At 40.1% G+C, this 22,076-nt stretch carries 18 protein-coding genes; 12 read left to right on the forward strand and 6 right to left on the reverse strand.

From position 1 onward, the window contains the following. Positions 1-18: 18 nt before the first annotated feature. Together FC36_RS05985 and recX are read right to left on the reverse strand one after the other, a co-directional pair. Complete coding sequence (locus FC36_RS05985; protein WP_056986767.1) at positions 19-1,686, reverse strand: phosphoenolpyruvate carboxykinase (ATP); 1,668 nt, start codon at positions 1,684-1,686, stop codon at positions 19-21. Positions 1,687-1,768: 82 nt separating this feature from the next. Further along, on the reverse strand, positions 1,769-2,569 hold the full coding sequence (gene recX / locus FC36_RS05990; RefSeq protein ID WP_025020870.1) for a recombination regulator RecX: 801 nt from the start codon (positions 2,567-2,569) through the stop codon (positions 1,769-1,771). A 91-nt stretch (positions 2,570-2,660) separates the two neighbouring features. Here recX and rlmD point away from each other — a divergent pair, with 91 nt between their 5' ends. From rlmD to FC36_RS06020, 6 genes are all read left to right on the forward strand, one after another. Beyond that, entirely contained in the window at positions 2,661-4,085 is a 1,425-nt protein-coding gene (gene rlmD / locus FC36_RS05995) for a 23S rRNA (uracil(1939)-C(5))-methyltransferase RlmD (protein ID WP_035191268.1), read from the forward strand. A 118-nt stretch (positions 4,086-4,203) separates the two neighbouring features. Beyond that, positions 4,204-4,749: a nucleoside tri-diphosphate phosphatase gene (ntdP, locus tag FC36_RS06000; protein WP_023860191.1), complete on the forward strand. Its 546-nt coding sequence runs from the start codon at positions 4,204-4,206 to the stop codon at positions 4,747-4,749. Positions 4,750-4,869: 120 nt separating this feature from the next. Next, complete coding sequence (locus tag FC36_RS06005) at positions 4,870-5,928, forward strand: AI-2E family transporter (RefSeq protein WP_225349930.1); 1,059 nt, start codon at positions 4,870-4,872, stop codon at positions 5,926-5,928. A 110-nt stretch (positions 5,929-6,038) separates the two neighbouring features. After that, positions 6,039-7,055, forward strand: a complete 1,017-nt coding sequence (locus tag FC36_RS06010; protein WP_025020872.1) for an NAD(P)H-dependent glycerol-3-phosphate dehydrogenase — start codon at positions 6,039-6,041, stop codon at positions 7,053-7,055. A gap of 52 nt (positions 7,056-7,107) precedes the next feature. Continuing rightward, on the forward strand, positions 7,108-8,541 hold the full coding sequence (locus tag FC36_RS06015; protein WP_025020873.1) for an ATP-binding cassette domain-containing protein: 1,434 nt from the start codon (positions 7,108-7,110) through the stop codon (positions 8,539-8,541). Positions 8,542-8,646: 105 nt separating this feature from the next. Continuing rightward, the gene (locus FC36_RS06020; RefSeq protein ID WP_023860187.1) at positions 8,647-10,224 is read left to right on the forward strand and encodes a peptide chain release factor 3; all 1,578 of its coding nucleotides are present in this window, start codon (positions 8,647-8,649) and stop codon (positions 10,222-10,224) included. Between the two features lie 291 nt (positions 10,225-10,515). On the opposite strand, the gene FC36_RS06025 is transcribed toward FC36_RS06020, so the two are convergent. Together FC36_RS06025 and FC36_RS06030 are read right to left on the reverse strand one after the other, a co-directional pair. After that, complete coding sequence (locus FC36_RS06025) at positions 10,516-10,797, reverse strand: DUF1827 family protein (protein ID WP_023860186.1); 282 nt, start codon at positions 10,795-10,797, stop codon at positions 10,516-10,518. A 105-nt stretch (positions 10,798-10,902) separates the two neighbouring features. After that, the gene (locus FC36_RS06030; protein WP_056986768.1) at positions 10,903-13,089 is read right to left on the reverse strand and encodes an ATP-dependent Clp protease ATP-binding subunit; all 2,187 of its coding nucleotides are present in this window, start codon (positions 13,087-13,089) and stop codon (positions 10,903-10,905) included. A 189-nt stretch (positions 13,090-13,278) separates the two neighbouring features. Here FC36_RS06030 and ykzS point away from each other — a divergent pair, with 189 nt between their 5' ends. The 3 genes from ykzS (at position 13,279) to ptsP (ending at position 15,625) form a co-directional block, all read left to right on the forward strand. Beyond that, the gene (ykzS, locus tag FC36_RS06035; RefSeq protein WP_023860184.1) at positions 13,279-13,473 is read left to right on the forward strand and encodes a protein YkzS; all 195 of its coding nucleotides are present in this window, start codon (positions 13,279-13,281) and stop codon (positions 13,471-13,473) included. Between the two features lie 164 nt (positions 13,474-13,637). Next, on the forward strand, positions 13,638-13,907 hold the full coding sequence (locus FC36_RS06040; protein WP_023860183.1) for a phosphocarrier protein HPr: 270 nt from the start codon (positions 13,638-13,640) through the stop codon (positions 13,905-13,907). After that, entirely contained in the window at positions 13,907-15,625 is a 1,719-nt protein-coding gene (gene ptsP / locus FC36_RS06045) for a phosphoenolpyruvate--protein phosphotransferase (RefSeq protein WP_023860182.1), read from the forward strand. The genes FC36_RS06040 and ptsP overlap by 1 nt, the downstream gene beginning before the upstream one ends. Before the next feature lie 131 nt (positions 15,626-15,756). Here the strand turns inward: ptsP and FC36_RS06050 are convergent, their stop codons facing one another. Beyond that, positions 15,757-17,052: an ATP-binding protein gene (locus FC36_RS06050; protein WP_056986769.1), complete on the reverse strand. Its 1,296-nt coding sequence runs from the start codon at positions 17,050-17,052 to the stop codon at positions 15,757-15,759. Position 17,053: 1 nt separating this feature from the next. Beyond that, on the reverse strand, positions 17,054-17,770 hold the full coding sequence (locus FC36_RS06055; protein WP_025020875.1) for a LytR/AlgR family response regulator transcription factor: 717 nt from the start codon (positions 17,768-17,770) through the stop codon (positions 17,054-17,056). Between the two features lie 176 nt (positions 17,771-17,946). Between FC36_RS06055 and FC36_RS06060 the strand changes: the two genes are divergently transcribed. Genes FC36_RS06060 through FC36_RS06070 form a run of 3 tightly spaced genes read left to right on the forward strand, consistent with a single transcriptional unit; the run spans position 17,947 to position 21,921 of the window. Beyond that, positions 17,947-20,373, forward strand: a complete 2,427-nt coding sequence (locus FC36_RS06060) for a beta-glucosidase (RefSeq protein WP_156409520.1) — start codon at positions 17,947-17,949, stop codon at positions 20,371-20,373. Between the two features lie 15 nt (positions 20,374-20,388). Continuing rightward, positions 20,389-20,895 carry a GtrA domain-containing protein gene (locus FC36_RS06065; protein WP_025020876.1) on the forward strand — a complete coding sequence of 169 codons (507 nt, stop codon included), beginning with the start codon at positions 20,389-20,391 and terminating at the stop codon, positions 20,893-20,895. Positions 20,896-20,904: 9 nt separating this feature from the next. Continuing rightward, positions 20,905-21,921 (forward strand): glycosyltransferase family 2 protein, encoded by a 1,017-nt coding sequence (locus FC36_RS06070; RefSeq protein ID WP_025020877.1) that lies wholly within the window; start codon positions 20,905-20,907, stop codon positions 21,919-21,921. The last annotated feature ends 155 nt before the right edge of the window (positions 21,922-22,076 follow it).

Below are 22,076 nucleotides of genomic sequence, written 5' to 3' on the forward strand. Positions count from 1 at the left end.
ACACGCAAGTGTCGTGAGTTACAAGCCCCCGAACTTGTTCGGGGGTAGTTGACTAATCAAGCTACTTAAACAAGCGCCTAATTCGTCTGGCAATTCTTGCCCGTGGTGATTGCGGTCATATTGAGTTAACCAGTCTTTGCGAGTTTCCAAGCGACTCTTAAGTTTAGCTACGTATTCCTGATTGGTAAAATCAACGGGATAGCTATCAATTGCAATGTAAGCAAGACCGGGTAAGTTTCCAAAGTTTTGAAATTTGGCTTGATCGTTAGCAATCTTTTCTAAGGAAGCTAAAGTCACTTCTTTAGTAATATCTAAGCCGTTGTAGTTACCGGTATTAACAATGTAGCAATCAACATCGCGTTTTTGGAAGAGTTCTTTAAAATCTTGGTAGTCTTCTTTTAAAGGATAAGCACGGAAAGGATCAGCAAATGGTTCGATGACTAGAGCATTACGGTCGGAACCAATGACGTTTTCAGCTGTGGAACGTTTGGTTGCCAAAGTGGCCCCAAACGTTGCTGCCATTATAGGATCAGAGATTTTAACTACTGGAGGTAGGCTATCATCTTTCATAATCCAAAAGATAGCAGAGAGGGGAGCTGCTTCCTTATCTACGCGATTAATAGAGGCGTAACGACTCTTAATTGTGCGGCCGTTACCGTTGCGGAGGTCTTCGGAAACGAAGACTTTTTCGCCTTTTTCATTTAAAGTAACTCCCACGTTCATAAGAGTGGTGAAGTAGCGACTTTCTTCACTACCTGGCAAGTAATCATTAGTCTTATCAAAGTAAGAAGGTTCTAAGGCTACTGAAGTCCCGTTTTCACGTGAGATGACAAAGGCATCATCGTGTAAGACTGTGATGTCAAAGCGTCCACCGTGTTTAGCGTGGGTCAAAGTCGATTTGCCCGAACCAGACAGGCCGAAGAAAGCAAAAACCTTATCATTCTTATCTGTAAAGTGGAAGGCTTTTTCCCCTCCGTGACAGGCAGTGTAGCCGTTACGGTGTGCGGTAGCCCAAGCCAAAGTTAGAGTCGATTTTTTAAGTTCTCCAAAGTAACGTAGGCCTAAAATGGCTGCCACATTGTGAGGAGCATCAATAATGACTAAACCGTTAGGATAGTCTGGATTTTGCCATTCAGGATCGGCATAGATATAGAGGTCACCTTCGTCATATACTTTAGATTTTTGGTAGAGCGCTTGGTATTCTTTATTTACAACTTGGAAGTTTAGCATGTAGGATAAAAGATTAACCTCAAACCCTTGAGCAAGGGCTAAGTGGGCTTTCAAAGTGAAATCTGAATCTAAACCAACATAAACTGAAGTCTTGTAAAAGTGACGTTTATGTCCTTGATAGATGGCATCATGTAAAATTCCGTTTAATTTAGTGGCATCTTCTTTAGGATCATCAACTCGGTGGCGGGCCGCTGCCGTCCGCCCAACAACTTGCCCGTGATTGTCGACCAACATCTTGGCATTACTTGGCAAGCCTAATTCTTTAGTGTGAATAATTGGTGTGTCCAAAACAATTGTATTGGGATTGTTTTGGGCTAGATAATATGCTTGGGCTGGAGAGGTAACTTCTTCCATATTATTTTGGAAGAAAGCGGTCTGAACAGTCGTTCGTGTTTGTGAGAAAATATGGTTAGCTTTGTTAATATTTGCTTCTGAAAAACGTTCTTTAGTGCTCATATAATTACAACCCTTTCGTAAGCGTTTTATTTACAAGATAATTCTATCACAAATTTTGTATGGATGTATAAAAAATAAATGGTTATTCTATATTTTGGCTTATTTTTTCCAGAAAATGACTGATTTCATCGTTAGAGAACCCCTTACGGTAGAGGGCTTGACGGGTTTTAAGTTTTCTTTGAGTTAGGTCAAAGCGACGATTACGCTGCCAAATTTTTTGTCCTTGTCTCTGGAGAGCTTCATTTTGTGCATCTTCATCTTCCTGTAAATCTAACTGATCCATGATGTCAGAACTCACCTTACCAAAGCCATTTTGAATTAAGCCTTGATTAATTTTTTGTTTCTGGATAAAAAAAGACTCTTTGTGGTAACGCAGAGCTAATTTTTGGGCTAGTTTAAGTCCATTAGCTAATTGGTCATCTAAGGAGTATTCACTAAGTCCATCTTCAATATCGTTAGGAGCAAGGCCTTTTTGACGTAATTTATTGGCGATAACATTTGGACCTTTACTGGAAGTTTTGGCCATGGTACGAACATAGGAGCGGGCGTAAAAATTATCGTCGACTAATTTGAGCTTTTTGAGTTTTTGGATGGTAACGTCGATTTGGGTGGGTAAGGCATCTTGCTTACTCAAATAAGTTACAATTTCTTTTTCGGTTCGTAGTTGGCTGGAAAGATAGGTAAGCGCTTTGTTATAGAACTTGTTGGTAGCTTCTTTTTGTAAAATAAAGTCAATTTCGGTTTCTTCGAGTTCGAGTCCCTTGCGTAGTTCGAAATCCAAGAGAGTATCTTCACTAACAGCGAAACGGTACTGACCATCTAAATAAATATTGTAGCGGCCAGGGCGTTTTTGAGCTTGAATCATAGTGATTTTAGTAGTCAATTTTAATCTTCCTTTCCAAAACTTAAGTTAAATCCATGGTATAATAGATAGGCATTTAAAACAAGTTAGTTACAAGAAAGAAGGAACTCTCATCAAAGAAAAGCAAGTCAAGGTTCAGCGGAAACCTAACGGTAAAAAAAATACTGGTGGCGTTCAGGTAGAAGTTGGTCAAAGAGTCGTCCTAACTATCAAACGTCTCGGGATTAATGGTGAAGGCATAGGGTATTACAGACGTAAAATTACCTTTATTGCTGGTGTTCTACCTGGTGAAAAAATTCAAGCTGAAATTACTAAGGTCCATCCTAAATATCTTCAGGCCCAAGTTATCAAAATTTTAAGCAAGAGTCCAGATCGGGTAAAACCACGTGACAAGTATGATGTTGGGGGGATTGAGCTTGAGCATTTATGCTATGATAAGCAATTAGAGTACAAGCGCGATGTGATTTTGCAAGCTTTAGAAAAATTCAAGCCACGGGGGTATCAAAATTACGATTTGCGTCCTACTTTGGGAATGGAAAATCCTTACGCCTATCGGAATAAAGCACAATTTCAAGTACGTCGGGCGAAAGACGGTCATTTGATGGCGGGACTTTACCGTTCTAACAGTCATTTCTTGGTAGATTTACCGACTTTTTCAACCCAAAAGCCCCTAACCATGAAAATTATGCGGACGGTACTGAAGTTGTTAGAAAAATGGCAAATATCTGCCTACAATGAAAAAACCAATCGTGGTGATGTTAAAACTATCGTGGTGCGGGAATCACAAGCCAAAAAAGAAGCGCAGGTGGTTTTGATTACTCGGAGTCAAAGGGTCAATAATCTAAGTGCTTTTGTCGGGGATTTACAGGTGGCTTTACCCGAAGTCGTTTCTATTATGCAAAATATTAATCCAGAGAAAACCTCCCTGATTTGGGGGGCGGAAACGCTTCGTTTAGCAGGAAGTGAATACTTGGAGGAAACTTTAGGTGACGTGCATTTTCGCTTGTCTGCCCGCGCTTTTTTCCAATTAAATCCAAGTCAAACGGAGGTTTTATATGATCAGGTTAAGCTTGCTTTGGATCTCCAAGCTGATGAAAGCCTGGTCGATGCTTATTGTGGGGTCGGGACGATTGGTCTTTATGTATCTAAAGAAGCTAAGGAAGTCCGGGGGATGGATATTACTCCCGAGGCCATTGTGGATGCGCGCTATAATGCTCAAATTTCGGGGCGGACTAATGTGACTTATGAGGTAGGACCGGCGGAAGAATGGTTGCCTAAATGGAGTCGTGAGGGTTTTCATCCTGATGCCCTAGTCGTTGATCCCCCTCGTTTAGGTTTAGATGACAAGTTAATTGCAACTATTTTGGCTAATCCACCGAAGAAGTTTGTGTATGTTTCCTGCAATCCTTCGACCCTAGCTCGCGATTTAGTAAAACTAAGTCAAGTTTATGAAGTTGAATATATTCAATCAGTAGATATGTTTCCGCAAACTGCACGGTGTGAGGCTGTGGTAAAGTTTAGGCGTCGGAAAAAGTAAGAAAATTCATAGTAATTCCTTTTACTAAATGAATTTTTTGTGATTTTTACAAGATATTTGGTATAATGGTAATGATAAGCGGTGTAACTTGCACCTGTGAAAGAAAGCAGGAAGTCATATGCGTCATTTAAACGGACCCAAAGAAGGCGAATATATTACCATTAAAAGTTATAAACATGACGGAAGTTTACATCGTACGTGGCGAGATACAATGGTTCTCAAAACTAGTGAAAATGCGTTGATTGGTTTAAATGATCATACTTTGGTCACCGAAGCTGATGGTCGGCGGTGGGTGACGCGCGAGCCAGCTTTAGTTTACTTTCATAAACATTACTGGTTCAATATTGTGACGATGATTCGGGACAATGGCGTTTCTTATTACTGCAACCTTGCTTCACCAGCCATTATGGATAAGGAAGCCCTAAAGTATATTGACTATGATTTGGATGTTAAGGTCTTTCCCGATGGTGAAAAGCGCTTGCTAGATGTTGATGAATACGAAGACCATAGTGCTAAGTGGCATTATTCTAGTCAAACTGATAAAATTTTGAAACATAATGTCAGAACTTTGGTCGATTGGATAAATAACGGTAAGGGGCCTTTCTCAAAGGAATATGTTGAGATTTGGTATAACCGCTACTTGGAATTGTCGCGCCGACAGTAAGCACCGTTTTTATAACGGGAATCCCACAGTAGAAATACTGTGGGTTATTTTGATAATGAGGTGAGAAAAATAAATTCACATAAGAAAGAAATCTTATTTTGGTCGCTAGAATTTTTAATTGTGGCGGCATTGATCTGGGTATGTACCCAGTTACAATTTATCTTTGCCCCAGTGGGAGTCTTTATTTCGACGTTATTTGCGCCGATTTTGATTGCTGGTTTTTTATACTATATGTTAAATCCTTTGGTTAAGCTTTTGTTGAAGCTAAAGATTAAAGGTCACGGCCTTAATCGTAGTGGGGCCGTTAGTTTAGTTTTTCTAGGTATCTTTGTTCTTTTATTTTGGGTGCTTGCGAGTGTAGTGCCCCAAATTATCAGTCAGACACAAGCTGTGATTGAAGATATTCCGAGTTATATTAAAGGGCTCCAGACCTGGAGTGATAAAGTAAGTCAAAAAGGTTTTTTAGCTGAGATTATGCAGCGCGATGATGTACAAAGTTATCTCACCAAAGGCCAAAGTGAGATTTTGAATAACGTAAAAAAATTCCTTCTCTCCTTGTCGGATAGTTTCGGATCACTTTTTTCTCTAGTGGCCAATGTTGTGGTGACGATTGTGACCGTACCTTTTGTACTCTTTTATATGTTGCGCGATGGATATAAATTGATTCCAGGTATTAAAAAGTACTTTCCAAGCAACGGAGACAAAATGGAAGACTTAATGCGCCAAATGAATGAGACCATTTCACGCTATATCGCTGGCCAGGCTATCGAGTGTTTGAGTGTGGGAATCTTAAGTTTTATTGGTTATAGTTTAGTTGGAGTACCTTATGCTTTGTTGGTTGGGATTTTTGCAGGTATTACCAATATTATTCCCTACCTCGGGCCTTATATTGGGCTGATACCGGCATTACTACTAGCTTCTAGCCACTCACTAAAGATGATGATTTTCGTAGTGATTGTTTGTGTGGTTGTCCAACAAATCGACGGAAATTTAATTTATCCCAACGTTATTGGTAAATCATTAGAAATTCACCCGCTAACGATTATTCTTTTATTGTTAGTGGCAGGTAACTTAGCCGGTTTATTAGGAATGATTTTAGGCATTCCTCTGTATGCGGTGGTTAAGACGGTCGTGAAATATTTTTATGGCATTTATCGTTTACGTAAGTCCCACTCCTAAAGCTTGATATTTAGTAAAAGAAGCTTAGATAAACTTGTTGAAAACCAGGTTTTGTGGTAACTTAGAAAGCGGATATACACAAAGATTTAAAAGAAATGGGTGTAAGAATAATGACGAGAAAAATTGCTGTTTTAGGCGCCGGGTCTTGGGGGAGTGTCCTAGCTAAAGTGTTAGTAGACAATGGTCACCAAGTTAACCTTTGGACAAATATGCAAGCCCAAGCAGATGAATTAAATAACCAACATACTAATGAACATTATATGCCAGGTTTAGTTTACCCAGAAACCTTGGTAACGACCACGGATTTAAAGGCAGCTGTTGATGGAGCTGATGCCGTCTTATTCGTGGTACCAACTAAGGTAATTCGCTTAGTGAGCCAACAGTTGGTAGCCGTTTTAAAAGAATTAAAGCAAAAACCACTTTTGATTCATGCAAGCAAAGGGTTAGAATTAGGTAGTCACAAACGCATTTCCGAAGTGATTTTAGAAGAAGTGCCAGCTGATTTACACGGTGGTATGGTGGTCTTATCGGGCCCCAGTCACGCTGAAGAAGTGGCCAAGCAAGATATTACTTTGATTACAGCTGCGAGTGAAGATTTAGTAGCGGCTAAGTTAGTGCAAGAATTGTTTATGAACAATTACTTGCGCATCTACACTAACCAAGACGTAATTGGGGTTGAAACCGGGGCGGCCTTTAAAAATGTGATTGCCATCGGGGCCGGTGCTTTGCATGGCTTAGGTTACGGTGATGATGCCAAGGCCGCTTTGATGACGCGTGGTTTAGCTGAAATTAGTCGTTTAGGAGTAGCCTTTGGGGCGGATCCATTGACTTTCATCGGTTTGTCTGGGGTTGGTGACTTGATTGTGACTTGTACTAGTGTTCACTCTCGCAACTGGCGAGCAGGTGACCAATTAGGTCAAGGTAAGTCCTTGCAAGAAGTTATTGATAACATGGGGATGGTTATCGAAGGAATTAACACTTGTAAAGCAGCTTACGAATTAGCTCAAGCTAAGGGAATTGAAATGCCAATTACTGAAGCAATCTACCATGTTTTATACGAAAATAAAGATGTCAAGGACGAAATCGTAGCTTTAATGAAACGTGAAGGAAAAACAGAATTAGCATAAAAGTGGGGGCGGAAGCTTCCACTCTTATTTTTCACGAAAGAAGGGAAATTAGATGGCTAAACTAGAGGTCAAATATATCACCCGTGGGGTTGAGATGCAGACGGGGAGCAAACAAAAAGAAACGCCGAAAAAATTCTGGGAACTAAGAGGTATTAGCTTCAATCTTTCCGGGGGAGAATCAATTGGGGTTTTGGGTAATGATGGTTCTGGTAAGAAGCAATTATTGGAAATCATTGCCGGTAAGCTCCAACAAACTACTGGCTTTATAACTTCCGAGGCACACATTTTCTTAGCCAGTTTAGAACAATTAGATGTTAGTAAAACAGGTTTAGAGAATATCCAAGCGAGTGTTGAAAAAGCTAATTTAGATGAATTTAAAGCTAACCACGTGATTAACGCTGTCAGCAACTTCACTGACTTAGGCCAATGGATTTACCAACCAGTTAGTGATTATTCTGACGCTTTAAAGGCGCGTTTGATTTTAGGAATTGCCCTGTATGTCAAACCCGAAATTGTTTTAGTAGACAGTCTTTTAACTTTGGTTGACCAGCACTTCTTCGCTAAGTTTGGTGATAAGATGCGGGAATTAAAGGATAAAGGAGTCTCCTTTGTTATTGCTGATAATAAAGCCTGGTTGATGGAACGATTTTGTGAACGGGTTTTATGGCTCCAATTCGGTTTAATTCAGGACTTTGGTCCTATGCCAGAGGTGCTTAAGCAATTTGAGTATGCTCAAGAATGGTTCCGATCAGCAACTTTACCAGAAAAGAATCGTTTCTTATCTGAACAACAATTTGAACAAACGCTCTTTGATGTGAATGCTGTTTACGAACAGTTCAAAGTAGAACAATTTAAAAATGGTTACAAACGAAAAGATGAAGCTCGTATGCGTAAGTCCTTCTTTGTCGACCGAGGTGCCGATCCCTTGACCGTCGATAAAAAAGAAGGCGTCGCCCCTAAAAAAGAAGTTACGCCAGCACCTGAAAGTAGCTTGCCACCAAAGAAGACCAAAAAGAAAAAGTTCAGTATTCATACTAGAATACTAATTTTCGTGGTTTTAGTTCTTGTTCTAGGAGCTGGGGGTTACTATGGTTATGACTTATATCATCAACATACGACCCACCAAGCTAACAAGATGGAGAGCTTGACTAGTTCCAAGTCCTTAGCGGAATCTAAACAAGCTTCTGAATCCAAGAAAGCCGAAGAATCGAAAAAAGCTGAGGAATCCAAGAAAGCCGAAGAATCGAAAAAAGCTGAGGAATCCAAGAAGGCTGAAGAATCGAAACAAGCTGAGGAATCTAAGAAGGCTGAAGAATCTTCATCACAAGCTTATTCAGGTGAAACCCAAACCATTAATGTGGGTGCTGGTGAAGTTTTGGATACCGTGGCGCAGAAATACGCGACGACACCTGAAATTATTCGCCAATTAAATAATTTACAAAGCGATGATCTCCAAGAAGGTCAAGTTTTGACAGTGCCAAAATAAGCCTTAAGTCGGGATGGAAATCTCGGCTTTTTGGCTTGACCATGGTCAGCTAGACAATAATTTGTTATAATTGGCAAGGTTACTAAAATTTATGTGAGGTAAAAAATGAAACAAGAAGAATTAACGCAAGCCGTTGATAAGCGACGGACCTTTGCGATTATTTCCCACCCTGACGCGGGTAAAACAACCATTACCGAACAGCTCCTCTTATTTGGGGGCGTAGTGCGTCAAGCTGGGACCGTGAAAGCTAAGAAGTCAGGCAACTTTGCTAAGTCTGACTGGATGGAAATTGAAAAGAAACGTGGGATTTCGGTTACATCTTCCGTGATGCAATTTGATTACGCTGGTAAGCGGGTTAATATCTTGGACACTCCTGGGCACGAAGATTTCTCAGAAGATACTTACCGGACCTTGATGGCAGTGGACTCTGCGGTTATGGTAATTGATTCGGCCAAAGGGATTGAACCCCAAACTAAGAAGCTCTTCCAAATTTGTAAAATGCGGGGGATTCCGATTTTTACTTTCATTAATAAGTTAGATCGTGATGGTCGGGAACCAATGGACCTCGTAGCGCAATTAGAAGAAGTCTTAGGTATTGAAGGCTATGCCATGAACTGGCCCATTGGGATGGGGAAAGGTCTCCAAGGTTTGTATGATATTTACAACAACCGCATTGAACTTTACCGTTCGGAAGCTGAGGGAGAAAGCTACTTACCTTTAGATGACAACGGTCAATTAGCGGTCGATCACCCCTTGAAGGAAGAAAGTATCTACGACCAAGTCTTAGATGAAATTGAATTACTCAAGGTTGCAGGGAGTGAATTTGACGCAGCAAAAATCGCTAAGGGTGAGTTAACCCCCGTCTTTTTCGGTTCAGCTTTAACTAATTTTGGGGTTAAGACTTTCTTAGATGCTTACTTACAATTCGCGCCCGCTCCAAGTCCCCACAAAACCCAAGACAACCAAATAGTTGCGGCGGACCAGGAACAATTTAGTGGATTTATCTTTAAGATTCAAGCTAACATGAATCCTAATCACCGTGACCGGATTGCTTTCGTTCGGATTTGTTCAGGTGAATTTGACCGCGGGATGGATGTTACCCTTCAAAGAACGGGAAAGAAGATTCGTTTATCTAACTCCACGCAATTTATGGCAGATAGTCGGGAAACAGTTGAAACAGCAGTAGCTGGGGATATTATCGGACTTTACGATACAGGGAATTTCCAAATTGGAGATACGATTTTTTCAGGTAAGAAGGCTGTGCAATTTGAAAAATTACCACAATTTACACCGGAACTTTTCATGCGCGTAACTGCAAAAAACGTTATGAAGCAAAAATCCTTCCACAAGGGAATCCAGCAATTAGTGCAAGAAGGGGCGGTGCAACTCTACCAAAGTTATAGTACAGGTGATTACATCTTAGGGGCTGTCGGGCAACTGCAATTTGAAGTTTTCCAATTCCGGATGCTCAATGAATATAACTCTGAAGTTGTGATGACACCTATGGGACACAAGACCGCACGTTGGATTAACCCAGACCAATTAGATGAAAAGATGTCTTCATCACGAAATCTCTTGGTTAAAGATCGTCAAGGAGACCCACTTTTCTTATTTGAAAATGAATTTGCGGAACGCTGGTTCCAAGATAAATATCCTGATGTGGAATTAACTGCTAAATTATAATAGCTATCAAAGACAGTTTGTTACTAAAATTAATATTATTATAACAAGTGGCCCCTATGTTTTTCGCATAGGGGCCACTTATTTGGCATCGGTGTATAATATAATCAATGATTTTGGAGAAAATATTTATAGAAAAATTAGCTAAAGAAAAAGCCTAGCATAAACTAGACTTAAGTCCGTGAATAACCAGCGGATTATAGAAGCAATGGCAAGACGCATTATCCATGATAGTCTGCATCTATATAACCTGTAATAGAGAAACTTACGGGATGAGCTTGTATGCAAGCAAACTTACTCATGATCCCATGTTAATTCTACTAACTTGCGGTTGGTATTAGAAAGTTCAACTTCACTAATCGCATTTTGTGCTAATTCTTGCTTAACAAATTCAATTTCTTTAGCTGTAATTGGTCGAAGTTTATTTGAAATAATTACTTCATCATGACCAAATTTACGCTTGTGTACAACTTTGGAATTACCCAAAGTGTAAATCTTAATAAAGTGGGCTGGTGAAGTTCGTAGTTCGGTTGCGATGGAATGCGAGTAACTTGAGGTAACATCAGTCATAAACATAATTAATCATTCCCTTCTTTCAGCTTAATTATACCGCAATTTATAGAAAAATTAATAGCAAAAAAAGCGGAAAAGTTCCGCTTTTTTTATGAATTTTGTTAAAATTTATTGATTTTCAGCCGGGGATTTTGCTTGTCGTGCTTCAACTACGATATCATCATTTTCGATGCGTGCTTGTAGATGCTTAGCACTTGGGTTGGTTAAATAGTAATCAGCTATTTTGTTTTCAATTTGTTCTTGAATAACACGACGTAATGGACGAGCTCCCATCTTAGGGTCGTAACCTAAATCAACTAACTTGGCTTCAACCGGAGCAGTTACTGTGATATCCATGCCTTGAGGGGCCAACATTTGATTTACGTCAGCTAACATGAGACGGACAATCTTAGTCAAGTTTTCCTTTGAAAGTGGGTTGAATTCCACAATGCTGTCAAAACGATTTAGGAATTCAGGTTTAAAGTAAGCAGAAAGCTTGCTTACTAAGGACTTGGTGTCATTGGCCGGAGTGGCAAAACCAACACTAGCGATAGAGTCACCGGAACCAGCATTGCTAGTCATGATGATAATTGTGTCCTTGAAGGAAACTGTGCGACCTTGTGAGTCAGTGAGGCGACCATCATCGAGAATTTGTAAGAACATGTGCATCACGTCAGGATGAGCTTTTTCAACTTCATCTAAAAGAATCAAGCTGTAAGGATGACGACGAACTTGTTCAGTTAATTGGCCAGCTTCTTCGTAACCAACATATCCTGGAGGTGAACCAATTAACTTAGAAATTGAGTGTTTTTCCATGTATTCACTCATATCGAATCGAATCATGGCATCCTGAGTACCAAATAATTCTTCGGCTAATTGCTTAGCGGTCTCGGTTTTTCCGACCCCGGTTGGTCCAACAAAAAGGAAGGAACCAATTGGACGCCCAGATTTATTGAAACCAACGCGATTACGGCGGATAGCTTGCGCTACCTTGTCGACAGCTTGGTCTTGACCAATTACGTGGTTTTGGAGTGATTGAGCTAAGTTAATCAATTGATTTTGCTCATTTTTCTTAAGTTCACCAACTGGAATACCAGTCTTTTCACCGATAATACTTTCCATATCCTTTTCGGTAATAGACGGAATTTCATCATCATCGACGGTATTGTCCTTCATTTTAGTAAATTTATTGACTTGGTCGCGGTAATAGGCGGCTTTTTCGTAATCTTCTGCCTTTAAAGCGTCTTGTTTTTGCTTTTCTGCAGCGTTGATTTTTTCCGCAATTACATCAGGATCCAAGGTGTGGATAGTTAAATTCTTTTTAGAACCGGCTTCGTCCAAGAGGTCAATAGCCTTGTCCGGCAAGAAACGGTCTTGGATGTAACGGTTGGATAAGGTTACGGCAGCCTTGATAGCAGCATCACTGTATTTAACGTGGTGATAAGCTTCGTATTTAGGTTGAATTCCTTGTAGGATAGCAATCGTTTCGTCGATGCTTGGTTCATTGACTTGTACTTGTTGTAAACGCCGTGCTAAAGCAGCATCTTTTTCAATTTTACGGAATTCATTTAAGGTTGTGGCTCCCACTAGTTGAAGTTCACCACGAGCGAGGGCGGGCTTCAAAACATTGCCGGCATCCATGCCACCTTCGGCATTACCGGCTCCAACGATTTCGTGGATCTCATCAATAAAGAGAATGGTGTTTTTAGCTTGTTTAAGCTCATTCATTAATTGTTGCATTCTTTCCTCGAATTGACCACGGATTCCTGTACCTTGAACTAGAGAAACTACATCTAAGCGAATAACTTTTTTATTGAGGAGTTTTTGAGGTACATCACCATCGACAATTTTTTGGGCTAAACCTTCGACCACAGCAGTCTTACCAACACCGGCTTCCCCGATTAAAACCGGATTATTTTTAGTCCGGCGGTTTAAGATTTCAATCACACGACTGATTTCTTTATCGCGACCGATGACAGGATCGATTTTTCCAGCCTTAGCTTGAGCTGTCAAATCAAACCCAAATTGTCCGAGGATAGAGTTACCATTGTTACGATTATTGCCGCTCCCTTGTTGTGGGCGAGGTCCGTTTTGGCCTTGTGCTTGGTTAGCAAAGTTAGCTTCCTGGCCATTGCCTAAATAGTCGAAGAAAGAACCCCAATCACCAAAAGGATTGTTGTTGAAATTATTGAAACCTTGAGATTGTTTGAGTTTTTGATAATCTTGCTGACAAAGATCAAAAGTTGTTTGTTTGCCATTGATATTCGTGGTTAAATGGATCGTTGCAGGATTAGTATGACATATTTGACATAACATAGATGCATTCACGACCTTTCTTTATAAGATTAGTCAAAGGGTCGTTTGACCTTTGTTGACCTTTTATGTTTTCTATTATAACCACTTTGGATTTTAACGCAAGTAAAATGCTTATGTGTTAAAATAAATTTATAAGCCCCTGAATTTATTTTGGGAAGCTGAATATCTAATTATAGAAGAGGATGGAAAATGGCAACGAATTATCAAAAGCAGCTAGAAGATTTACGGGATGGAAAAATTTCTGAGTTGGAAGTTTCGCCAGAAGAATTTATGGCTTTTCAAAAAATCTTAATGGGTTTTGCTCAAAGAAAAAGTATTGTCGGTATTGCTAAACGTGGTGGTGGGGCAAAGTATGTTGCTGCGCAAAAAGAAAAGGAAGATTAATTTTTTTAAAAGCAAGTTCTTGCACCAAAACGATAAGCATGGTAAAATTTATCTAGTAACAGGAGTTTCGGATGCAAATTAATGAAAGCGTGTTAATGCTTGACTTAACTTGTTTTCAGAAACTAGTTAAACTATATTTTTTATTAACAAGGAGCATGATAATCATGGCTAAAGAACAAAACTTTCACGTAATCGCAGAAACAGGTATCCACGCACGTCCAGCTACTTTATTAGTTCAAGCTGCAAGCAAGTTCAGCTCAGACATTACTTTGACTTACAACGAAAAGTCAGTTAACTTGAAGTCAATCATGGGTGTTATGTCATTAGGTGTTGGTCAAAACGCTGATGTAACTATCAAGGCTGAAGGTGCCGATGAAGAAGAAGCATTAGCAGCTATTGCTGAAACAATGACTAAGGAAGGACTTGCTGAATAATGACTAAAGTTTTAAAGGGGATTGCAGCGAGTGATGGTATCGCAGCTGCAAAAGCATACATGCTTGTTGAACCTGACTTGTCATTTGACCAAGTAAATGTTGAAGACACGGCAGCAGAAGTTGCTCGTCTTGACGACGCCCTAGCTAAGGCAACTGCTGACCTTGAAATGATTAAAAAGAAGGCGGCTGAAAACTTAGGTGAAGAAGAAGCCGAAGTTTTCGAAGCCCACTTGACAATCTTGGCCGACCCTGAATTAGTTGGTCAAATCAAGGATGCAATAACAAATGAGAAGGTTAACGCTGAAGCTGCTTTAAAGAATGTGACCGATATGTTTATCTCCATGTTCGAAGCGATGACAGACAACAAGTACATGCAAGAACGGGCAGCCGACATTCGCGACGTTACGAAGCGGGTCTTAAGCCACTTGCTAGGGGTAACTTTACCTAGTCCAGCTTTAATCGATGAAGAAGTTGTTATCGTAGCGCACGATTTAACTCCTTCAGATACAGCCCAGTTAGACCGGAACTTCGTCAAAGGTTTCATTACTGATATTGGCGGGCGGACTTCTCACTCGGCAATTATGTCACGGACGCTTGAAATTGCAGCAATTGTAGGTTCAGGTAATGCTACTTCAGAAATTTCTGAAGGTGACATGGTGATTATTGATGGGATTGAAGGAGATGCTTTGGTCAATCCTTCTGATGAAGAACTAGCATCTTACAAGGCTAAAGCTGAAGAATTTGCAGCGCAAAAAGCTGAATGGAAACTTCTTAAGGACGCTAAGTCTGTTACCGCTGATGGTAAAGAAGTTATTTTGGGGGCCAATATTGGTACGCCAGAAGATGTAGAAGGTGCTAACGACAACGGTGCTGAAGCAGTTGGTTTATTCCGTTCTGAATTTTTATACATGAACTCAGCTGAATTACCAACGGAAGAAGAACAATTCCAAGCTTACAAGAAGGCTGTTGAAGGCATGAATGGTAAGCAAGTCGTTGTCCGGACTATGGATATTGGTGGGGATAAGAACTTACCATACTTACCATTACCAGAAGAAGAAAACCCATTCTTGGGTTACCGGGCTATCCGGATTTCTTTGGACCGTCAAGACATTTTCCGCACACAATTACGAGCTTTATTACGGGCTTCCAACTATGGTCGTTTAGCGATTATGTTCCCAATGATTGCTACTGTGAGCGAATTTAAGCAAGCTAAAGCAATTTTTGAAGAAGAAAAGGCTAAATTAGTGGCTGAAGGTGTGGCTGTTTCTGATGATATCGAAGTCGGAATGATGATGGAAATTCCAGCCGCTGCCATGATTGCTGATAAGTTAGCTAAGTACGCCGACTTCTTTAGTATCGGTACTAACGACTTGATTGGTTACTCTATGGCTGCTGACCGTGGTAATGAACGCGTTTCTTACCTTTACCAACCATACAATCCATCTATCTTACGGATTATCAAGCGTGTTATCGATGCTTCACACGCTGAAGGTAAATGGACAGGTATGTGTGGGGAAATGGCTGGAGACCAAACGGCAGTACCATTGTTAGCCGGCATGGGCTTAGATGAATTCTCTATGAGTGCAACTTCAATCTTGAAGACACGGAGCTTAATGAAGAAGCTTGACACTACTAAGATGAAGGAATTAGCTGACAAGGCTCTTGACAGTGAAACTTCTGAAGAAGTAGAAGCTTTAGTAGCTGAATACACTAAGTAATAAAAAAGGATCGCTTTACGAGCGGTCCTTTTTTGTGATAGTTGTGCATTGCCTAAAGGTCTTTTAGTATCATTGCAGTATCTGACTACCAGTGCTAGAAGTTCGGTACTTCAGTACCGAGTTCATTAACTTTAGAGCGGTAATAAAATCCGGGTGGTAAACCAATTGTCATGCGTATTGATGGTCAAAGTCCCACCGTACTTTTTAGCAATATAGTCTACACTTTTTAGACCGTAACCATGTAAGTTGTTAGGGTCTTTTTTGGTGGTAGAAGGGAGGCTACCAGCCTGAATTTGAATATCTTCTTGAAGGTAATTTTCTAAACTGTATAAAATGAAGTTGGCCTTTTGTGAGATACGCAGATTGATTAACCTCTTTTCGGGTTCAGGAATCTTGGCTGTGGCCTCGATGGCATTGTCGAGGGTATTACCTAAAAGACTGCAGAGGTCCATGACTTCGATGTTATCTAAGAGGGAGCCATCAGCGATGCAGGTAAAAGTAATCTGATTTTTGATACAGTAGGCATTTTTTCGGGTTAAAATGACATCGGCAATCGGGTTGCCGGTGGTGATGTCAGCTTTGTATTGCTTAATTTCTTGACGCAAGGAAGTGACATATGCCCGACGTTTAGCAGAATCATCTTCTAAAGCAATGACATCTAATTGGTGTTTTAAATCGTGAAAACGTTGATTGATTAATTCATTTCCTTCACGGTAGGCTTCGTATTGCTCGTATTGTGATTGAAAGATATTATTCATCTGTCGCAAGTCATTATTTAAGAAGTGCTCATAGCGCTGGTTTTCTTGAATCATAAAAAGCAAAATGCCACATAAATCAATGAAGGTTCGCATCATAAAAATGGTTGAACTACTTCCTAAAGAAAAGGATGTTTGTGCCAGAAGGAAACCTAAATTACTCATAGTAAAGATAATAATGGTAATAATAAAGGCGTTAATCACCGATTTATGGCTGATATTGAGCATAGCATAGTGGGTGCGCTCATTTTTAAAAAGTAAAAAGAAGAGCATAAAGAGTAATGTATAGCAAATCGCCATGAAGCTAAATTCGATGAGTCCATGATTCCAAGGACTATAACAGTAGAGTTGCCAAGCAAAGGAGGCTACAAATTCGGCGATGATGAAAGCCTTAAATTGGTGGAAGAAAATTACTGCTAAAACCAGTTTTTCACAGCAATATAAGGTTAAAAACATCCAGATTAAATTCAATAAAATTCCTAGAATCCACCAGTAAAGTTCGAAGGTTCCGGCCAAATATTGTAAACCAATCTGACCAAGACCAAAGACCGGCAAAGTAAGAAGGTTGCGTCTTTGACTTGGAGGAACCTGAATAATCATTAAGCAAACCGCTAAAAATTCTGCTAAACCGGTATACAAGCGCGGAATATCTGGGAAGACTAAATTGGTCATTTTAACCCTCCATTCCTAAATAATCAGTGATGGCCTGCATGAATTTCTTCTTGCGAGGGCGACTGATTTGCAGTTCAAAGGGTCCCACCTTAACAAAATTACCTTCAACACTCAAGACATGTTTGAGATTGACTAGGTAACCATTATTACAGCGAGCAAAGTTATATTGGGCTAGCTGACTTTCGGTATTTTTCATGGAATCATTAATAATTAATTCTTCATACTGCTCATCACTACCTAAGAGGTAGTAGTGGAGATAGTGGCCTTGACTTTCAATGTAGTACAGGTTTTCTAGATTAATTTTACGAAACCCTTGATTAGTTTTTAGGGTAATGTTTTGCTGACTTTTTGCAAAGTGGCGGGCAATTTTCTTAAAGCGTTCCGAAAAGTTAAAGTAGGTGATGGGTTTCAAGATAAAATCGGTAGCATTTACGGCGTAACCATCAATAGCATATTGTACATAATTGGTTAGAAAGATAATCGGCACTTCGCTATCAATTTGGCGAATACGGTTGGCTGCTTCCATACCGTTCAAAAGAGGCATTTGAATGTCCAAATAGAGGACATCAAAGTTAGTGGTGTAGTTGTTGACTAAATCCAAGCCGTCTTTAAAAGTTGTAATCTCAAAACTTTGGTGATGTTCTTGTTCATATTGACGGAAGCACTGAAGGAGTAGCTCTAGTTCGTCGGGGTGGTCTTCACAAATCGCGATTTTCACAAGTCGTCCTCATTTCTATTTTGATATCTTTATTCTATCATAAGAAATTCCGCTCTAACAATAAAGCGCTTTTGGCAAATTATGAAACCTTAAGCGCAAGATATGCAAAAAAAGTGTAAAGCGATTACATCTTTTGCTAATCTTAGGCTAGAGAAAATTACGAGGAGGAAGTATCAATGTTGAAGAATGCAGCTATCATTAAAAAATTAACACTTGAGCAAAAAGCAGCCTTGATGTCAGGACAAGGAGAATGGAAAAGTTATGCTGTTAATAACCAAGTACCCGCGATGTTTTTGTCTGATGGTCCTTTGGGTCTACGGAAACAATCGGGTGCTGGAGATCACCTGGGCTTAAACGGGAGTGAACCAGCGACTTGTTTTCCTTCATCGGCTACACTGGCTAACAGTTGGAATCTAGAGGTGGTAGAAGACGTTGGGCAAGCTTTGGGCAAGGAAGCACAAGCTTTAGATGTTCACCAAGTTTTGGGGCCTGGTTTAAATATCAAACGCAATCCTCTAGGAGGTCGGAACTTTGAATACTACAGTGAAGATCCTTATTTAGCAGGAAAATTAGCTGGTCGGGTTATTCGTGGAATTCAAGCTAATGGTACCATTGCTACTCCGAAGCACTTTGCAGTTAATAGTCAAGAAACTCGCCGGATGGCTTCTAATTCAGTAGTAGATGAACGGACTTTACGGGAAATTTACTTGACCAACTTTGAAATTGCTATTCAAGAAGGGAATCCTAAGTCTATTATGACCTCTTACAACGAAGTTAATGGGACATACACCAATGAAAGTCATCACCTATTACAGGATATTTTACGTCAAGAATTTGGCTTTGATGGTTATGTAGTAACTGACTGGGGAGGGGATAACGACCACATTGCCGGAATTAAAAACGGGAGCAATTTGGTGATGCCTGGTTTGAAACAACCAGGAGCTCGTGAAGTTATTGCCGCGGTCCAAGAAGGGCGTTTAGATGAAGCTGTCTTGGATCAAAGAGTAGATGAATTATTGAATGTAGTTTTAAGCTCCAACGCTACCAAGAAGAATGATGCAATTAAGGTAGACTGGGACCACCAACACCAAGTTGCCTACCAAGCAGCCTTGAAGAGTATTGTCTTGTTGAAAAATGAGGCGGACGTCTTACCTCTGACGCAAGAGACTAGGGTGGCCTTGATTGGGGATTTTGCTGCAAATCCTCGTTACCAAGGAGCTGGTTCTTCTTTAGTTAATACCAAAAATTTAGAAACTTTGAAGGATACCGCTCAGGCCCACGGTGTTACACTCGCTGGTTATGCCCAAGGTTATAAGCGAGTTGGGCAAAGCGATCCCGCTTTAATTGCAGAAGCTAAGGATTTAGCTATTAAAAGTGATGTGGTAGTCTTAAATGTCGGGCTCAACGAAGTTTCTGAATCTGAAGGGATGGACCGTAAGGATATGACCATGCCTGCTAATCAAGTAGAATTGATTCAAGAACTAAGTCAGTTAGACCAAAAGTTAGTCGTGGTCTTATCGGCAGGCTCTCCAGTAGAAATGCCTTGGTTAGACCGAGTTGATGCCGTTGTTCACGGTTACCTCGGTGGGGAAGCTGGCGCCGGCGCCATGTGGGAAGTCTTAACCGGAGCTTACAATCCTTCCGGGCGGTTAGCAGAAACTTACCCAATGAGCTATGCTGACGTACCTTTTGGGGAAGAATTCCCGGCTCACAGACGCAACTCCTATTATAAGGAAAGTCTCTTTGTCGGTTATCGCTATTATGATAAGGCCCAAAAAGCAGTACGTTTTCCATTTGGTTTTGGGTTGTCTTACACTAGCTTTACCTACGATAATTTAAGCGTCAACGATCAAGGTGTAGAGGTTAAGGTGACAAATTCGGGTCAGGTGGCCGGGACAGAAACTGTTCAACTGTATATCGGTAAAGCTGAAACCAATATCTTGCGCCCCGCTAAAGAATTGAAGGGCTTTGCCCAAGTTAGCTTAGCTCCGGGAGAAAGTCAGCAGGTTAAAATTTCTTTTGATGATAAGACTTTTCGTTACTTTGATGTTAGCAGTGATACCTGGCAAGTGGAAGCCGGCACTTATCAAATTATGATTGGTAAAAATGTGAACGATATTATTCTAACAGCAGATTACCAGGTAGAAGGCCAAGAAGTTATGGCTGTTCAAGACGAAGTTTTCGCCAAATACCAAGCTTGCGATCTTCAAAGCATTAGTCAAAATGACTTTGAAAATTACTTTAATTTAGAATTTAAGCAAAATACCATGGTTAAAGGTCAAAATTTAGGGTACAATGATACATTAGCGGAGATGATTAACGCTAAGAGTTGGATTGCACGCGCTGTAGCTAAGTGGCTTAAAAATGCTATTGCAAAAAGCGAAGCCAAAGGCAAGCCAGATTTGAATCTCCTCTTTAACTATAATATGCCTTTTAGAGCCATGGGTAAGATGACCGGGGGCTTGATTGATCAAGACATGGTAACCGCCATTTTACGAATTGTTAATGGTCATTTTTGGTCTGGAAGTAGTCGTTTAATCAAAGGGTACTTCCGTAATCAAAAGCGTAACAAGGCCGATACTTGGTATGAAGAAGATAAATAGTGAGGAGAAAAATTTATGGCAGAAAAAAAACACAATGCTTTAGTTCAAGCAGTTATGGATTTTAAAAATAATCACCCAGATTTATATGAATTTATCATGTTCAATCTTTTGAGTAATATTGCCACTATTACCAATTTTGTGGTCTTATGGTTGAGTACTTTACTCCTATTTAAGAACCTGGTGAAGCCTTTTGATTGGTGGATTTTCCACTATGGTATAAATCAAGGGGGATTAGGGGGCTTTTTTGCCTTCTTATTAGCTTATGTGTGTGCACAAATTGTGAACTACTTCGTCCAAAAAAACTTGGTTTTCGGAGCTAGTTTTGGAATGGATCGCCTCTTTTGGTATATTGTGACAGTGGTTGTGGCTGGGATTGTGTCCGTTTGGATGCCACCCTACATTATTGCTTGGTTAAACCCATATGTAGGTGGTTTAGCTGCAACTATTGCCAATGTGGCTAACATTGTGGCGCAAGTAGTAATCAACTATCCAATGATGAAATTTGTAATTATGAGAAAATAGGTGAATTTTTTGGAAAAACTTCTAAGTATTGTTGTTCCTTGCTACAATGCCGAAGATTATGTTGAACGTTGTATTAATTCTTTGGTCTTAGGTGGCGATAAGGTGGAGATTATTCTTGTCGACGACGGCTCAACGGATGGTACAGGACGGGTTATCGATTATTATCAAGAAGAATTTCCAAACCAAATTGTTGCCCTTCATCAAGCAAATGGCGGACATGGTCAGGCCGTTAACACGGGAGTTTATGCGGCTAGTGCGCCTTATGTAAAAATTGTCGATAGTGATGATTGGGTTAGTTTTTCAGCTTTGAAAAAAATCTTAGCTTTTATTGAGAAATGTGTGACTCAAGATGAACTGGTTGACATGATTTTAAGTAATTACGTCTACGATAAGGTAGGTGCTAAACATAAAAAAGTAGTTTCTTACTCTTTTTTACCGCAAGAAAAGGTCTTTTCTTGGGATAAGGTTCACTTGGTCTTTGGCCAGTATCTCTTGATGCATGCTATCATTTATCGCACAGAACTTTTGACCAAGGAATGCCACTTACAGTTACCGAAGCATACTTTTTACGTCGACAATCTTTATGCTTTTGAACCGTTGGGGTATGTTAAAAGTATTTATTACTTGGATGTTGACTTTTATCACTATTTCATCGGACGCGACGACCAGTCCGTTAATGAGCAAGTGATGCTCAAACGCATTGACCAGCAATTAGCGGTCAATAAACGTATGGTGCGTTTTTATGTAGAAAATGTGGCAGCCGACAGTCCACAAGCGCGCTACATGAAATACTATCTAGAAATTATTACCACCGTATCTTCGATTCTTCTGATTCGGGGTAAAAAAGCAGAATATTTAGCCAAGAAAAAAGAACTTTGGCAATATATTAAGACTTATGATGTAGATTTATACCGTAAATTACGGCGGCGTGTCTTTGGGGTCGGGGTAAACCTTCCAGGGCGGGTTGGTCGCTCCTTGGCTTCTGGGGTCTACCGAGTTGTGCATAAAGTATATGGCTTTAATTAAGAAAAAATCTTGGATCTGAGGATTCAAGATTTTTTTGTGTGTGCATTAGTGCAAAAAATGTTAAATAAATGACAGTTTATGCTAAAAAGGTATTCAAAAAATGTAAACGCTGTAAAATGAAAATGTAAGCATTTGCAATTATAAAATTTAATAAA

It is taken from the genome of Ligilactobacillus equi DSM 15833 = JCM 10991, assembly GCF_001435735.1.
Lineage (GTDB): Bacteria > Bacillota > Bacilli > Lactobacillales > Lactobacillaceae > Ligilactobacillus > Ligilactobacillus equi.

What these genes read in the sequence shown, in the direction of transcription:
- FC36_RS06025 (WP_023860186.1), bottom strand. Translation starts at nt 10,797, where the DNA reads ATGTTTATGACTGATGTTACCTCAAGTTACTCGCATTCCATCGCAACC.
- FC36_RS06015 (WP_025020873.1), top strand. Translation starts at nt 7,108, where the DNA reads ATGGCTAAACTAGAGGTCAAATATATCACCCGTGGGGTTGAGATGCAG.
- FC36_RS06060 (WP_156409520.1), top strand. Translation starts at nt 17,947, where the DNA reads ATGTTGAAGAATGCAGCTATCATTAAAAAATTAACACTTGAGCAAAAA.
- ptsP (WP_023860182.1), top strand. Translation starts at nt 13,907, where the DNA reads ATGACTAAAGTTTTAAAGGGGATTGCAGCGAGTGATGGTATCGCAGCT.
- FC36_RS06030 (WP_056986768.1), bottom strand. Translation starts at nt 13,089, where the DNA reads ATGTTATGTCAAATATGTCATACTAATCCTGCAACGATCCATTTAACC.
- FC36_RS06040 (WP_023860183.1), top strand. Translation starts at nt 13,638, where the DNA reads ATGGCTAAAGAACAAAACTTTCACGTAATCGCAGAAACAGGTATCCAC.
- ykzS (WP_023860184.1), top strand. Translation starts at nt 13,279, where the DNA reads ATGGCAACGAATTATCAAAAGCAGCTAGAAGATTTACGGGATGGAAAA.
- FC36_RS06065 (WP_025020876.1), top strand. Translation starts at nt 20,389, where the DNA reads ATGGCAGAAAAAAAACACAATGCTTTAGTTCAAGCAGTTATGGATTTT.
- FC36_RS06020 (WP_023860187.1), top strand. Translation starts at nt 8,647, where the DNA reads ATGAAACAAGAAGAATTAACGCAAGCCGTTGATAAGCGACGGACCTTT.
- FC36_RS05985 (WP_056986767.1), bottom strand. Translation starts at nt 1,686, where the DNA reads ATGAGCACTAAAGAACGTTTTTCAGAAGCAAATATTAACAAAGCTAAC.
- FC36_RS06050 (WP_056986769.1), bottom strand. Translation starts at nt 17,052, where the DNA reads ATGACCAATTTAGTCTTCCCAGATATTCCGCGCTTGTATACCGGTTTA.
- ntdP (WP_023860191.1), top strand. Translation starts at nt 4,204, where the DNA reads ATGCGTCATTTAAACGGACCCAAAGAAGGCGAATATATTACCATTAAA.
- FC36_RS06010 (WP_025020872.1), top strand. Translation starts at nt 6,039, where the DNA reads ATGACGAGAAAAATTGCTGTTTTAGGCGCCGGGTCTTGGGGGAGTGTC.